Origin of the sequence: Ketobacter sp. GenoA1 (genome assembly GCF_003671475.1) — a bacterium.
In the GTDB taxonomy this organism is placed as follows: domain Bacteria; phylum Pseudomonadota; class Gammaproteobacteria; order Pseudomonadales; family Ketobacteraceae; genus Ketobacter.
On record NZ_RCHM01000009.1, the window covers coordinates 192,502 to 207,617 of the forward strand.

Consider the following 15,116-nt stretch of genomic DNA (forward strand, 5'->3'; position numbering starts at 1 on the left):
AAGTGAAGGCAACGTTAACACATGTCGCCCTGCATGCGGTGGACATCAAAGCCAGTGTGGATTTTTATCAGCGTTACTGCGGCATGGAAGTGGTACACGAGCGCGACAATGGCCACATCTGCTGGATGGCGGAAGCGGGTCGGGAAACCGAAATGATTTTTGTGATCATGGGAGGCGGCTCACCGGTGCAGCATGCGGAGCCGGACTACGCGCACCTGGGATTTGCGTTGGCGTCCCGGGCTCAGGTGGATGCCATTGCAGAACTGGCCAGGGCCGAAGGAATCCTGATCTGGCCTCCCCGAGAGGATCCCTATCCGGTTGGGTACTACTGCGGTGTTAAAGACCCATCGGGTAACTATGTGGAATTCAGCTATGGGCAGCCGCTGGGGCCCGGTGCGCCGGAGCATGAGAACCCGCGCTAAAACCCGTGTTCAGCTCAGCCGCTCGAGATCCTTGATGTCGGCCACGTCAAAATGCACCGCCAGAATGTTAAGCAGGGAGCGCAGCGTCAGATTGTCGTAGGCATCGATCAGGTTGTTATTGATCTGTGCCGGTGGATACTCCAGGTGCAGGCCGTATCGGTTTTCTGCCTGCCCCTGGGTGAACAGATACGCGCGCACACCAGGCTCGGCGGGGTGATTCAGATACACGCCATCGGTGTTGAGGGGGAGTGTTTGATCCAGCAGGAAGGCATCGCGGCCCAGATGGTGCTCGATCAGAATCAATGCCTGCTTGACGTGATTGCCTTTGTCCAGAGCCCAGATACTCATGCCCGTCACCCACTGCGGATTTGTGATGAAAATCCTTTTCTGTTTACCACAGCGGGGCCTGTGTTGCCAGCCGGTACCCAGGCCCCGGCTGCAACAGTTGAATCTTTGTTCGACACGCATTGAGTTTGAGATACTTCAATGTTAATAATAGTTCTCATTTGATTTGGCGCAGTAAACCGGGGATGCGGGCATGCTACGAACGTGGTCAGCGATTTTTTTGTTTTTGGCGGGTCATGCTTTCGGTCAGGATGCCACACCGGTGGCGGTGGTATTGCCCAGCCAGAGTGCCGCGGTGAATGAGTTGCGATTGTCGGGCACGGTGGTGGCGGTACAGCGGGCACAGTTGTCGGCGCGGGTGGATGGTGCGGTGGCCAATGTGCTGGTGGATGCCGGTGCCGAAGTGGAGGCCGGGGCGTTACTGCTGCAACTGGATGACAGCCTGCAGCGCTATGAACTGGCGCGCCTGAGCGCCAATGTGGCCTCGGCCCAGGCCACGGTGAACGAGAACCAGCGCTTGGTGGATGAGGCTTTGCGCCTGACCCGGGATAACCATCTGCCCCAGAACGAACTGGCCCTGCGTAAAGCCGCATTGGCAACCTCCCAGGCATTGCTGGATGCGGCCAGCGCCGAACGGCAGGCCCAACAGCAGCGTTTGGACTGGCACGCCATCAAGGCACCCTTCAAGGGGGTGGTGTACCGGCGCATGACGGAACGGGGGGAGTGGGTAACCCGTGGCACGCCGGTGCTGGAACTGGTGGCCACCCAAAATGTGTATCTGGACGTACAGGTGCCGCAGGAGCGTTATGGTGAACTGGCCAGCGGCGCGGAGGTCAGCATACGGCCTGATACCGCACCCGGCAGAGACATTCCGGCACGGATTGCCGCCAGTGTGCCGGTGGCCGATGCGGTGAGCCGCTCTTTCCGCTTGCGGCTGCAGAGCACCGCCGGTGAAACCGCCCTGTTGCCGGGGGCGTCCGCCACCGCCGTATTCACCATCACAAACGCCGACAGGTCGGTGCTTACGTTGCCGCGGGACGCGCTGCTGCGCAATCCCGACGGGAGCTTCAGTGTTTTCACGCTCACAGATAAGGCCGGTCAACTCACTGCCCAGCGGCGTCAGGTTCAATTGGGCCGCACGCTGGGTGACGTCATCGAGGTTACCGGCGGCATCGAGCCGGATGAACAGGTGGTGGTGCGGGGTAATGAGATTTTACGCCACAACCAGCCGGTCAAGTTGGTCAATGAGTCCTGAGCAGGTTGTAGTGTCCTATGTTTGAAGCCAGCATTCGCAAAGGCATTATTGTCAGCGTCACGGTATTGATTCTGTGCGTGCTCGGGGTGGTGTCCGCCTTTCGTATTCCGGTGCAGATGATTCCGGATCTGGAGGTGCGTACCATCAGCGTACGTACCGGGTGGAGTGGCGCCACCCCGCAGGATATAGAAAAGGAAATTCTCATTGAGCAGGAGCGTTATCTGAGCGCGGTGCCCAACTTGCAGCGCATGTTGGCCACCGCCGAGACCGGCCGTGCCTCCATTGAGTTGGAATTCCCTTTTGGTATCGACATCAATCAAACCCTGATTGAAGTGAGTAATGCCCTCAGTCAGGTGTCCTCCTATCCGGAGAACGTGGATCAGCCCCGCTTGTACAGCAGTTCTTTCTCTGAAAACGCGTTCATGTATTTCAGTGTGCTGCCCTTGCAGGACAACCCATTGGGGCTGGATATGGACATGATGTACGATTTTGTGGACGACTATATTCGGCCTCGCATGGAGCGTGTGGAGGGCATATCGGAAGTACAGTTGCGTGGCGGATCCGAACGTCAGATCCAGATTCTGTTCAACCCCGAAAAGCTGGCGCAGCGCGGATTGACGCTGAGCCAGGTTCGTAACCTGATTCGGGCGCGTAATTCCGATACCTCCGCCGGTGATATTGACAGTGGCAAGCGCCGCTACCTGCTGCGCACCGTGGGGCGTTTTTCCGAATTGCGGCAATTGGAAAACCTGATCCTGCTGCAACAGGATAACGCCACGGTGCGCCTGAAGGATGTTGCCACGGTGGTGCTGGATCACTACGAAGTGCGCAGTTATGGCTATCAGGATGGGGAACGGGTGATCCGGTTGGCGGTCAAGCGCGAGGCCGGCTCCAACGTCATCAACATCAAGGAACAGTTGTTGCCATTGGTTGAGACCATGGGCACCGAGCTGCTGGAGCCCAACGGATTGCGTATGGTGTTGCTGGGGGACGATGTCCGCTACGTGCAGGCCTCTATCCGAAACGTGTGGACCAATCTGGCCTTGGGCGCTGCCCTGGCCACCCTGGTGATGTTTCTGTTCTTACGTTCCTTCCGTGCCACCCTGGTGGGTGTGCTCAGCATTCCTATTTGTACCATTGCTGCGTTCCTCGGGCTGTTGGCTTTCGGCCGTACCATCAACGTGATTTCCCTGGCCGGTGTTGCCTTTGCCATCGGCATGACCGTGGATAACACCATCGTGGTGCTGGAAAGTATCGAGCAATCCCGTCGCCGTGGTTTGTCGTTGTTCGATGCGGCATTAACCGGGGTGCGGGAAGTGTGGCCCGCGGTATTGGCGTCATCGCTGACCACCGTGCTGGTTTTTGCACCCATTCTGTTTGTGGAGGAAGAAGCCGGGCAACTGTACTCGGATATTGCCATCGCCATTGCCGCCGCCATCCTGGCATCTCTGCTGGTGGCCATTACGGTGGTGCCCTCGGCCAGTGCCCGCATGGGATTCGGCGGCAAGGCCCAACAGGGGCGGCCCAGTGTCTTGCAGGAGTGGATTCTGGAGCGGGTGGCCTGGTTGATTCACACGGTGCCGCGCCGCGCTGTGACCATGCTGGCGGCACTGGCCTTGACGCTGGGGTTGGCCATCTGGCTGATGCCGGCGGCGGAGTACCTGCCGGAAGGGGAAGAGCCCAAAGCGTTCAGCATGATGATCGCACCGCCGGGATACAACCTGCAGGAAATGGAGAGCATCGGTGCCCAGGTGCGGGCCAGGGTGGCACCGTCATTAAACGCCGATCCCCGGTTGTTTGATGAGGGCGAGATTCCGGTACCGGCCCTGAAGTACGCCTCCATGAGCGTGTCCGCGGATCGGCTCTGGTTTCTATCGGAACCGGTGCGTGAGGATGACATTATTCCGATGATGAATGCGCTCACCAAACTGTTCCGGGAGTATCCCGGCATGCGGGCGTTTTCGTCCCGGGGCTCCATCATTTCCAGCAACGATGGCGGTACCCGGGCAGTGAACCTGGATATTTCGGGGCCCGATCTGGCGCAATTGTACGCCACGGGTGAAAGCGCTTACCGCCGGGCGGAGGCCTTGTTCGATAATCCCCAGATTCAGTCTGAGCCGTCGTCCCTGTCATTGGATCAGCCGCTGGTGGAGGTGCGCCCGAACTGGGAGCGCCTGGCGGAGTTTGGCGTCAGCGCCGATGAATTTGGTTATGCGGTGGCGGCCCTCAGTGATGGTGCCTTTGTTGATGAATTCATTCTTGATGACAACAAGGTGGATATATTCCTGCTCAGTGATGCCGGTCAGAAACGGCAGTTGGAGCACATGAATGATCTGCCGGTGATGACCGCCAGTGGCGGAGTGATGCCCTTGGGGGCGTTGGCCACCTTGCATGAAACCGTCGACAGCGCCCAGTTGCGGCGGGTGGATGGCCACCGCACGGTCACGTTACGCATTATTCCTCCCCGCGCCGTGGCACTGGAGACAGCGGTGGCGCGGGTGGAAAACGAGTTGCTGCCCCGGATGCGGGCCGAAGGTGAAATCGGTGATGGTGTCAGTGTCAGTATTTCCGGTGCGGCTGACCAGCTACAGGCCACTCGCCAGGCATTGACCGATAATTTCGCGGTGGCGTTGGTTTTGATTTACCTGCTGCTGGTGGCGATCTTCAATCACTGGGGGTACCCGCTGGTGATTCTGACCACCATTCCCCTGGGGTTGGCCGGCGGCCTGGTGGGGCTGATCGCGCTCAACGGCGCAGGTGTTTCCCAGCCCTTCGATATGATCACCATGCTGGGCTTTCTGATTCTGCTGGGCACGGTGGTGAACAATCCCATCCTGATTGTGGACCAGACCCGACACAACATGCGGGTGGCGGATCAGTCGGTGGAGCAGGCGGTCATGTCGGCGGTGTCCATGCGGCTCAGGCCGATCCTGATGTCCACCTTCACCACCATTTTTGGACTGGCACCGCTGGTGCTGATCCCCGGCGCCGGCACGGAGCTGTATCGGGGGGTGGGGGTTGTGGTGTTGGCCGGCATCTTCTGCTCCACCATCATTACACTGACGTTTCTGCCCTGTTTTCTTATGTGGGTGCTGCAGCTGCGTGCCCCAAAACCATAGGTTTGGCCACCTCTTCCCGTTTTGCTTTACCCAACAGGGCTTCCACCAGGGTGAGGGCGAACTCAATGGCGGTACCGGGGCCCTGACTGGTGATACAGTGGCGGTCCACCACCGTGGTCGCATCCTGAAACGCACTCAGGGATTGGGTAAAGCCAGGATGCGCTGTGGTGCGAAACCCCTCATCCAAGTGGTGGCCTGCAAATACCAGTGCCGGGCTGGCGCAAATGGCGGCGAACCACTGGCCACTGTCCCGTTGCCGGTTCAGCATCTCGATCAGGGTGGCGCAATCGCGCAGATTTTCAGCCCCCGCCAGGCCGCCGGGTAAGGCGATCAGGTCGTACTGCAGGTGTCGGCAATCCTCGATGTTGATATCCGCCACAATGCGTGTACCGCGGGCGGCCTCGATTTCCAGACGCCCGGCCATGACGCAGGCAACGGTTACCGCCACTTCCGCCCGCCTCAATACGTCGATGATGCAGACTGTCTCGATGTCCTCCGAGCCGTCGGCCACGGGGACTAAAGCCGTTTTTACGGACATGGGGTTCTCCTTACTGGGTGGCACAGCGTCTCTCTGACCTTATCAAATTAATGCCAAGCTGCCCACGTGACAGGAAAGGAACGGCTTCTGCACTGACAAAACGCTGCCGAGTCCGTATCATTCCCCCTGTTTAATCAAGGGCTATACCAACCGGAGGCCAACGCATGAGTGATACCCCCATCCGCCTGACCGAATACAGTCATGGCGCGGGTTGCGGCTGCAAAATCTCACCGCAGGTACTGGACAAGATTCTGGTTTCCAGGCTGACATTGCCGGATTGGCCCCAGCTTCTGGTGGGCAACAGCAGCAAGGACGACGCCGCCGCCTATGACCTGGGGGATGGCCGGGTGGTGCTCAGCACGACGGATTTCTTTATGCCCATTGTGGACGATCCGTTTGATTTTGGCCGCATTGCTGCCACCAATGCCATCAGTGATATTTACGCCATGGGCGGCAATCCCCTGATGGCCATCGCCATACTGGGCTGGCCGGTGAACAGCCTGGGGCCCGAGGTGGCGCAACAGGTGGTGGAGGGTGGCCGGCAGGCCTGTGCCGAGGCCGGTATCCCGCTGGCCGGTGGGCACAGTATTGACGCGCCCGAGCCCATATTCGGTTTGGCGGTTACCGGGCTCAGTGAGCGCGCTGATCTGAAACAGAATAACCAGGCTCAGGCGGGTGACCTGTTGTACCTGACCAAGCCCCTGGGCATCGGCATCCTGACCACGGCCCAGAAACAGAAGAAGCTGCAGCCGCAACACCAACACCTGGCCCGGGATATTATGTGCCAGTTGAACACAGTGGGTGCGCTGGCGGCGCGGCTGGCGGGTGTTACCGCCATGACCGACGTCACCGGCTTTGGCCTGATGGGGCATCTGCTGGAGTTGTGCGAGGGCAGTGGATTGCAGGCCAGCATTCAGGCCCACCGGATTCCGGTGATTCCGGCGGCCCGTGACTATTTACAGCAGGGATGCATCCCCGGCGGCACGACCCGCAACCATGAAAGCTATGGCCATCACCTGGGGCCCATGAGCGTACCCCTGCAGCAACTGCTGTGCGATCCGCAAACCAGTGGCGGCCTGTTGATTGCGGTGCGGCCGGACCAGGCGGCCGCACTGGAGGCACTGTTGCGGGATCAGGGCCTGCCTGCACAGGCCATTGGCACGTTAACCCGGGCCACCGGTGAGCATCGTGTGCAGGTAACGGAAGAGGAAACAGCGTGACGCGCCCGGATGCCAGCCCAGACAGTGGGGATTTTCGCGCCCTCTTTCTCAATGACGTGCCCTTGATCGATACCCGTGCGCCGGTGGAATTCAAACGGGGTGCCTTTCCCACCAGCGTGAATCTGCCGTTAATGACCGATGAGGAACGGGCGCAGGTGGGCACCTGTTACAAGCGGCACGGCCAGGAGGCCGCTATGGAATTGGGCCGTGCATTGGTCACACCGCAACTGCAGCAGCAGCGGGTGAGTGCCTGGGTTGATTTCGCCCAACGCCACCCTGAAGGTTATTTGTATTGCTGGCGTGGCGGTTTGCGCAGTGAAATCTGCCAGCAATGGATGCGGGAAGCCGGCTGTGAGTATCCCCGTATAGGCGGCGGATACAAGGCGTTGCGCCGGTTTCTGCTTGATGAGTTTGAACGGATTTGTCAGCACTATCCCATGCAGTTGCTGGCCGGGCGCACCGGATGCAACAAAACCGCGCTCATTGAGGCCCTGCCGCAGGCGGTGGATCTGGAGGCGCTGGCCCATCACCGGGGTTCCAGTTTTGGCCGCCGCCCCGGTGGCCAGCCATCGCAATTGAACTTTGAAAACCGGGTGGCCGTGGCGCTATTGAAAGCGGAGCAGCAGGCACAGAGTCACCATCTGCCTGTTCTGTTGGAAGACGAAAGCCGGCTGGTGGGGCGTTGTTCATTGCCACCGCCTTTGCTGCAGGCCATGGGCCGTTGCCCGGTGGTGGTGTTGGAAGCTCCCCTGGAAGAACGGATTGAACACAGTTATCGCAATTATATCCTGAATAAGTTGGCGGAGTGGCAGGCGTATCTGGGGGAGGCGGCGGGCTTTGACGCCTTTGCCGATGATCTGACCCAATCCCTGTATCGGGTGCGCAAGCGTTTGGGGGGGGTGCGTTACCGCGAAATCGGTGCCTTGCTGGAGCAGGCCCTGGTTGAGCACCGCCAGGGCAATCCCCTGCGCCATCGCGATTTGATTCGATTGCTGTTGGTCAATTACTACGATCCCATGTACGACTATCAGCTGGCCAAGCGGCAGGATCTGATCGCTTTTCAGGGCAATCGGGAGGCGGTACAGGATTATCTGGGCTGTCAGGCCGCCCACTTCGCGGAGCCGGGGCTCTGGAATTCTACTTCATTTAAACCGGGTTGATTTTTTACGGGAGTGTTTATGTCAAGGTTGTATGGTTTGCTGAAAAGTCTGGTGTGTGTACGGCTGATCTGTAGTTCGTTGTTGTTGCTGGCACTGCCATTGTGGGCGCAGGCGCAAGCGTTTGTGTTCACCGCGATACCGGATCAGGATGAATCCCGGCTGCAGCAACGTTTTGGCAAGGTGGCGGATTATCTCAGTGCCCAACTGGGAGTGGAGGTGCAATACATTCCGGTAAAATCCTATGCCGCCGCCATCACGGCGTTTCGTAATAACCAGGTGCAGTTGGCCTGGTTCGGCGGGCTTTCCGGGGTACAGGCCCGGCGTCTGGTGCCCGGTTCACAGGCGTTGGCCCAGGGCTACGAAGACCAACTCTTTAAAACCTACTTTATTGCCCATCAGGATGCAGGCCTGGAACAGGCTGATGAATTGCCCGCGGCGCTTAAAGGTAAAACCTTTACCTTCGGTTCCAAAGGATCCACTTCCGGGCGTTTGATGCCGGAGTTCTATCTGCGGCAGCAGTTCAAGAGTGCGCCACAGGCGCTGTTTTCCCGGGTGGGTTTTTCCGGCGATCACAGTCGCACCATCGCCCAGGTGCAGTCCGGCGCCTATCAGGTGGGTGCGGTGAATTATGCAGTGTGGGAAAGCGAGTTGGCGGCGGGTAAGATCGATACCAATAAAGTTCAGGTGATCTGGACCACACCCACTTACCCTGATTATCAGTGGACGATTCGCGGCGATGTGGATCAGCACTTTGGTGTGGGGTTTACCGACAACGTGCGCAAGGCGTTACTGGAAATGAACGATGCCGAACTGCTGGCGAGTTTTCCACGGCTGCGTTTCGTCCCCGCCAGTAATGGGGATTACGAACCCATAGAAGCCACTGCCAAAGCGATCGGGTTGCTGGATTGATGACGGCGTCTGCGGAGCTGTTTCAGCTGATCCGGTGCACCTTTCGTTACAGCGGCCCGGAGCAGGGGGAACGCCCGGCTCTGGCCGACATCACCCTCACCATCGGGCCAGGGGAAAAGGTGGCGTTGCTGGGGCCTTCCGGTGCGGGAAAGTCAACCTTGCTGGATCTTTTGTATCAGCAGCAACCCCAGTGCAGCGCTCTGCAACCCCAGGGGGGTGGCCTGGTGGATTTGTTATCGGCTTACCAGAATATTTTTATTGGTGGCCTGGACCGGGTTGGCACTGTGGCCGCCCTGTGGAACCTGGTGCGCCCGCTGGCAGGTCAACGGCAGGCCATCACAGATCTGGCGCAACGGCTGGGTTTGCAGGACAAACTCTGGCATTCGGTGGACCGGCTCTCCGGCGGGCAACGGCAACGGGTGGCCCTGGGGCGCGCCCTGTTCCGGCAGCAGCCGGTGTTTCTGGGGGATGAACCGGTGTCCGCGGTGGATCCGGTGCAGGCGGCGGAGCTGTTAACCTACGTTTTACAACAACATGAAACGGCGGTGGTGTGCTTGCATAACCGGCGCCTGGCACTGGATTTGTTTGATCGGATTGTTGTGCTGCAGGGCGGACGCATTTGTTGTGATGCGCCGGCGGGGGATCTCAGCGCGGAACAACTGGATCACTTTTATCAACAGGACACCTCTCCGCTGAATCCGGTTGCTTGCGGGCATCAAACCGATGGCTGGGTAATCCGCACCTCATGAAGGTATCCACAAAACGTTGGTGGCCGTCGCATTCCAGTGCACGGCGCCTCAATGCCGTTTGTCTGTTGATGATCGGTGCCGCCGTGCTGGCACTGTTGGGCGTGGATTTTCAACGCTATCCGGTGGACCCCTGGCAGGAGCTGTCCCGTATTGGCTGGGGCTTGCTGCTGCCGGGCTGGAGCGAAGCAACAACGCTCATTCAAGCTCTGCTGCAGACGGTGGCGTTCGCCTTGCTGGCGGTGGCTGTGTCCACACCCTTGGGCCTGTTGCTGGCCATGGCCTTTCGTTGGCGTCTGGTGCGAATGCTGTGTGCGGCGCTTCGCTCGGTGCACGAATTGTTTTGGGGCCTTATTTTCATGCAGTTGTTCGGCATCAGCCCACTGACGGGATTGCTGGCGATCATTGTTCCCTTTAGTGGTGTGTTTGCCAAGGTGTTTGCTGAAATCTTTGAGCAGCAATCGCCCTTGCCGGCCCGTGCGGCACCCAAGGGGGCCTCTGTTTTCATACGCACCCTGTACACGTTGATTCCCCAATCCTGGCCGGCGTTGTTAAGTTATACCCGTTATCGCTTTGAGTGTGCCCTGCGCTCCAGCGCCATTCTGGGCTTTATTGGTTTGCCCACTCTGGGGTTTCATCTGGAGACGGCCTTCAAGCAGGGTCAGTACAGTGAAGCCGGCGCTTTGATGTGGGCGTTTCTGTTGCTGATCGCCAGCATCCGCTGGTGGTTGCGCCCGTGGCTGATTGTTCCTTACCTCATTGCCGCCATCTGGCTATTACCGGACACCATCGGGTTCAGTGACGGTGGTTCGTTGTGGCGTTTTGTGAGTGTGGATATCTGGCCCGCCGCACTGCTGGCAGGAGACTGGCACGGCTTGCTGCATTGGTTCAGTGTCATGTTCAGCCAGCAGGTGTGGCCCGGTGTGGTGCAAACCTTGTTACTGACCCAGATTGCCGTGGTGTTGACCGGGTTTATTGTCCTGTTCACCTATCCCTTTGCCTCACGGGCATTGGTGGGGCCGTGGTTGCGTTGGCCCGGGCGCTTTGTGTTGCTGGTGTTGCGTTGCACTCCGGAGATGGTTCTGGCCTTTGTTTTGTTGCTGCTGTTTGGGCCCTCCGGGTTACCGGTGGTGCTGGCGCTGGCTTTGCATAATGGTGGGTTGATCGCGTTTCTGGTGGCCAATGCCAGTGATGCGGCGTTCAGGAGCGGGCAGGCCCGCGCCGATGATCCCCGGGGTCTCACCCGTTATGCTTACATCGAAACCCCGCGGCGCCTGCCGGCGCTGATGGCGTTTTTATTCTACCGCTGGGAGGTGATTCTGCGGGAGAGTGCGATTATGGGCATACTGGGCGTGGCAACACTGGGGTTTTATATTGATTCGGCGTTTGAAGAAATCCGTTACGACCGGGCCTTTCTGCTGATTGTGGTAACCGCGTTGCTGAATATGTTGGTGGACAGTTTATCGCGACGGATGCGCGGGGCATTCAGCCAGCAGACCAACATCACATGATTGTAACCGGGCTGTAGGGGCGGGGCTGCTGCAAGGATGGAAATACCACTATGTGTTGACCCTGATGGCCCGCGAAGAAACTGATCAATGACGAGGTCTTCGTCTAACCCGCAGTTCAATCTTGATACTAAATACGTACGAGCAGATGTATTTGGCCGAGTAACCAAGGCCAACCGGCCGCTCCTCCAGCAGAATTGAATGTCAGCGCAGCCATCGGGCGAGATGGTTATGAAATGCTGTGCGGCGCTTGTAGTGTATTGATAAAACAGAAGTGTATAAGTTTTCTTGTTGACGATGCAAAATCTGTAATCCTGTGCTGCCGGACATGGGGTATCCGATTTTTACAATGGAACCTGCGGGGCTTTAGCTGTCTGAATTTGGTTCGGTGCCGGGCGAGCTAGTCGGTGTAGCGCCTCGACTACGAGCAAGCGAGACCGCACTGTCACCCACGGCAACCCAGAAACAAGCCAGATCCTCTATAAACTCTTCCCGACTGACAGCAACGTCTTGGTCCAGCCATGTCATCACCGCTTCGATTGTTCCGCCGATCAGAAAAGCTGAGCCGACATGTGCAATTGACAGGGGCTCACCCGCCTGGTGGTATTGGATACTGAAGGCGGACAGCACCTGCGCCATTTTTCGGATAACCAACTTACGCTGCACAAGAGCCTGCGGATTCTCGGACGCTGAGGAAAAGAGTAATCGGGTGCGCGCCGGTTCATCCACCATCCAGCTAATACAATGATCAAGCACGTAGCGCGCGAGTGTTGAAGTGTCCAGCCCTTTCTGCCAGCCGCTTTGTGCTGCATTCTGACCGACGCCAATCAGTTCATCTGCAAGCTCATTCACCAGCGCCGCAGCCAATGAATCAAGACTATCAAAGCTTTCATAGAAATAGCGTTTGTTCAGCCCCGCCTCAACGCAGAGTTTGTGGATAGACAGGTTTCGCCAACCCTCAGCGGCAATGATTTCATAAGCCTTACTTAATAATTGTTGTCGCCGAGCGTGAACCCGTGACTCTGCTGATTGCCCCTGAAAAGGGCGAGTAGGATGGGTCATTGGCTAAAATATTCCATTAGATCAGGCAATTATCGTAGCAGTATGAAGTTCAGTCGAGCAAGCATTGACAGGCCGAGATGACTGAATATATAGTTGGTACTGTGCTGTACCAACTATAGACTATAAACGTTCAGATCAGTAGAGGGAGTAACACTATGCAAGCCACGTTAAAACAGGCATCCACCGTTCCGGCGCCAATATCAGACGAGCAACGACTGAAGAATCTCAGGGCGCAAGCCGAGAGCCACCCCGAATTGGCGAAAGAAAATGCCTGGGAGCTGCTCAAAGAGCTGCAAAACGAATCGCAGTTCTATCGCTTACCCTGGTTGTTTGCCCAGGGCAATGGTGACGCAGAAGCACCCAATGGTGACACTGAAGGCATGGTGATGAACCTGCACGGTTCATTCCTGATGCGGACGATTAACAGCGCCGTTATGCTGGGGCAGCTTCTGGGGCGCATGGGTTGGACAGGCAAAACGTTTAATCGAAAAACCGGCACCGGCTACAACCGAATCACCGCCTCTGCTTATATCCCTACCAAGCTTGCTATGCCTCACTACAAGCTGCAAAAGCAGGGTAATGAGTTGCTTGGATTCGATTTCCATCATCGCATTGACAGCTCACCTGTGGCACCTCACCTGAAAGTTCGCGCCATTACTTATGATGAACCGTCATTCAAGAATCCACTGATTCTTCCTAAAGTTCGGGACGAGATCGTGGAAATCGTGCCAGACGTATTTTTGGGTCGGGTGGTGTACAAGGTGAAACACGGCTGGGATATTGTCGGTTACTTCGCCCTTCGTTATCCCTTCGTTCGCTAAGAGGCTGTCGTTTATGTCCATCACTCTGAATGGTGCGGTTGCCTGTGTTACCGGTGGCGGTAGAGGAATCGGCGAGGCGACGGTCAGAGCCCTGGTTGATCACGGGGCACGCGTGGTTATCGGTGACATTGATGCCAAAGCTGCAGAGGCCGTAGCGGCGTCACTCTCAGGTGTAAGAGCAGTAAAACTGGATGTGGCCGACCCCGAGTCGTTCGCAGAATTTTTGAATGTGGCGCGTGAACTGGGGCCGGTGGATTTGCTGGTGAACAATGCCGGTATTATGCGTACCGGCGAGTTCGCCAGCATCGACCTGGCATTGTTGCACCGGGAAATGGCGATTAATACCGGTGGTGTGATCAATGGCATGCGCCTTGTCCTTCCGGAAATGCTGCAACGGGGTTATGGGCATATTGTGAATGTGTCCTCCATGGCGGGAAAAATGACTTGCGCGGGGGCTGCCGTTTACACCGCAAGTAAATTTGCAGTGGCTGGATTATCGCGCTCGGTGCGTGCCGAAATTATGGGTTCGGGCGTGTCCATTACTACGATTATGCCGTCCGCAGTGGATACTGATCTGACGGCCGGTATGAATATTCGTGGAATTCCCAAGGCCAAGCCTTCTGATATCGCGGCAGAGGTTGTCGCATCCTGTGGGCATGGTCAGCCGGAGGTAACCATGCCGAAATGGTTGTTTCCGATTGGTACTATCGAGCAGGCCTTGCCTGAACGAGTGGGTAACTGGATTAAGAAAATGGCAGGTGCACAGGAACGCATAGCACCGGATAATGAACAGACCCGAGAATATCAGGCGCGCGTTTCTCGATCCTAATCAGTGCAATGTGCAAATACTGCCGATACCCGTCTGGGCGGTTTCAGGGCTCCTGAAATCGCCCTGGATGTGAATCTGATCGATTCCCCCACCCAGCATACTGGGATAACCCTTGAGATAATAATCATGACACAAACCGTATTGATTACCGGCTGTTCCAGTGGGATTGGTCGGGAGACGGCAAAACTGTTTCAGCAACAGGGCTGGAATGTGGTGGCCACCATGCGCTCGCCGGAACAAGAGCAAGAGTTGAATCAACTGCAGAACGTAACCTGCCTGAAACTGGATGTGTGTGACGGTGACAGTATCCAGCAGGCTGTGGATCAGGCATTGGAACTATTTGGAGCCGTTGATGTGTTGGTGAACAATGCAGGTTACGGTTTGATTGGTGCCTTTGAAACGCTCTCCCGGGAGCAGATTGAACGCCAATTCCAGACTAACGTGTTTGGCTTGATGGAATTGACACGGGCGTTGTTGCCCCATTTCCGGCAGCGCAACAGTGGCACCATCATCAACATCGCCAGCTTTGCCGGGCGATCCACGGTGCCACTGTACAGCGTTTATCACGCCAGCAAATGGGCCGTTGAAGGCTTTTCGGATTCGCTGGCCTTTGAACTAAGCAGCTTTAATATTCGGGTAAAAATCATTGAACCGGGAACCATTAGAACGGAATTCTGGGGCCGCTCCACTGATCGGGAAAACCAGACCGGTGTCGATGTCTATACTGACTACAGCAATAAGGTTCTTGGATTTATTGATGGCACTGCGGCAAAAATATCGTCGCAACCGCAAGCGGTTGCCAAGGCGATTCTGGCAGCAGCCACCGATGGTCGTAAAAAGCTGCGCTATGTGGTGGGTCACGATGCCCGCTTTACATTGACGGTAAGAAAACTGCTGCCTGACTTTCTCTATAACAATGCCATCGCGATGGTGTTTCATCGCAGGTTGGGATGACGGTATTGCGGGTGGAGTGAAGGGCATCCCTGATAGGCCCGATCTTCGCTCAAGCGATGGGGAAGGATCGCACCACTTCATCACACGCCGATAACCTGATGGTGCCAGCGCGCTTAAGTGCGCTGCACAATGGGCTTTCACTGCGCTCCAAAAAGTTGCACAAATATTTCAAAAAAGCCGGATTGGATACGGTTTAAACGACGCTGCCCGAGCAATGTGCAACGGTGT

14 protein-coding genes are annotated in these 15,116 nt (G+C 57.3%); 11 read left to right on the forward strand and 3 right to left on the reverse strand.

The window, feature by feature from the left end; translation table 11 throughout:
* The first annotated feature begins 2 nt into the window (after positions 1–2).
* Entirely contained in the window at positions 3–422 is a 420-nt protein-coding gene (locus D9N13_RS02310) for a VOC family protein (RefSeq protein ID WP_290585353.1), read from the forward strand.
* A gap of 9 nt (positions 423–431) precedes the next feature.
* Here the strand turns inward: D9N13_RS02310 and D9N13_RS02315 are convergent, their stop codons facing one another.
* Positions 432–770 carry a hypothetical protein gene (locus D9N13_RS02315; protein WP_290585355.1) on the reverse strand — a complete coding sequence of 113 codons (339 nt, stop codon included), beginning with the start codon at positions 768–770 and terminating at the stop codon, positions 432–434.
* A gap of 190 nt (positions 771–960) precedes the next feature.
* Here D9N13_RS02315 and D9N13_RS02320 point away from each other — a divergent pair, with 190 nt between their 5' ends.
* A complete protein-coding gene (locus D9N13_RS02320; protein WP_290585357.1) occupies positions 961–2,022 on the forward strand; it encodes an efflux RND transporter periplasmic adaptor subunit in 1,062 nt (353 codons plus the stop codon).
* A gap of 17 nt (positions 2,023–2,039) precedes the next feature.
* Entirely contained in the window at positions 2,040–5,141 is a 3,102-nt protein-coding gene (locus D9N13_RS02325; protein ID WP_290585359.1) for an efflux RND transporter permease subunit, read from the forward strand.
* On the opposite strand, the gene D9N13_RS02330 is transcribed toward D9N13_RS02325, so the two are convergent.
* Complete coding sequence (locus D9N13_RS02330; RefSeq protein ID WP_290585361.1) at positions 5,104–5,679, reverse strand: DJ-1 family glyoxalase III; 576 nt, start codon at positions 5,677–5,679, stop codon at positions 5,104–5,106. The genes D9N13_RS02325 and D9N13_RS02330 overlap by 38 nt on opposite strands.
* Before the next feature lie 164 nt (positions 5,680–5,843).
* Between D9N13_RS02330 and selD the strand changes: the two genes are divergently transcribed.
* From selD to D9N13_RS02355, 5 genes are read left to right on the forward strand one after another with little or no spacing between them, the layout of a single operon-like run.
* Positions 5,844–6,899: a selenide, water dikinase SelD gene (gene selD / locus D9N13_RS02335; RefSeq protein WP_290585364.1), complete on the forward strand. Its 1,056-nt coding sequence runs from the start codon at positions 5,844–5,846 to the stop codon at positions 6,897–6,899.
* On the forward strand, positions 6,896–8,059 hold the full coding sequence (gene mnmH, locus D9N13_RS02340) for a tRNA 2-selenouridine(34) synthase MnmH (protein ID WP_290585366.1): 1,164 nt from the start codon (positions 6,896–6,898) through the stop codon (positions 8,057–8,059). The genes selD and mnmH overlap by 4 nt, the downstream gene beginning before the upstream one ends.
* An 18-nt stretch (positions 8,060–8,077) precedes the next feature.
* Positions 8,078–8,968: a putative selenate ABC transporter substrate-binding protein gene (locus D9N13_RS02345; RefSeq protein WP_290585368.1), complete on the forward strand. Its 891-nt coding sequence runs from the start codon at positions 8,078–8,080 to the stop codon at positions 8,966–8,968.
* A complete protein-coding gene (locus D9N13_RS02350; protein ID WP_290585370.1) occupies positions 8,968–9,717 on the forward strand; it encodes an ATP-binding cassette domain-containing protein in 750 nt (249 codons plus the stop codon). The genes D9N13_RS02345 and D9N13_RS02350 overlap by 1 nt, the downstream gene beginning before the upstream one ends.
* Positions 9,714–11,225 carry a PhnE/PtxC family ABC transporter permease gene (locus tag D9N13_RS02355; protein ID WP_290585372.1) on the forward strand — a complete coding sequence of 504 codons (1,512 nt, stop codon included), beginning with the start codon at positions 9,714–9,716 and terminating at the stop codon, positions 11,223–11,225. The genes D9N13_RS02350 and D9N13_RS02355 overlap by 4 nt, the downstream gene beginning before the upstream one ends.
* A 363-nt stretch (positions 11,226–11,588) precedes the next feature.
* Here D9N13_RS02355 and D9N13_RS02360 read toward each other — a convergent pair whose 3' ends face one another.
* The gene (locus D9N13_RS02360) at positions 11,589–12,284 is read right to left on the reverse strand and encodes a TetR/AcrR family transcriptional regulator (protein WP_290585374.1); all 696 of its coding nucleotides are present in this window, start codon (positions 12,282–12,284) and stop codon (positions 11,589–11,591) included.
* A 155-nt stretch (positions 12,285–12,439) separates the two neighbouring features.
* Between D9N13_RS02360 and D9N13_RS02365 the strand changes: the two genes are divergently transcribed.
* From D9N13_RS02365 to D9N13_RS02375, 3 genes are all read left to right on the forward strand, one after another.
* Complete coding sequence (locus D9N13_RS02365) at positions 12,440–13,105, forward strand: hypothetical protein (protein WP_290585376.1); 666 nt, start codon at positions 12,440–12,442, stop codon at positions 13,103–13,105.
* 13 nt (positions 13,106–13,118) lie between these two features.
* On the forward strand, positions 13,119–13,934 hold the full coding sequence (locus D9N13_RS02370; protein WP_290585378.1) for an SDR family oxidoreductase: 816 nt from the start codon (positions 13,119–13,121) through the stop codon (positions 13,932–13,934).
* A gap of 126 nt (positions 13,935–14,060) precedes the next feature.
* Entirely contained in the window at positions 14,061–14,888 is an 828-nt protein-coding gene (locus D9N13_RS02375; protein ID WP_290585380.1) for an SDR family oxidoreductase, read from the forward strand.
* Positions 14,889–15,116: the final 228 nt, after the last annotated feature.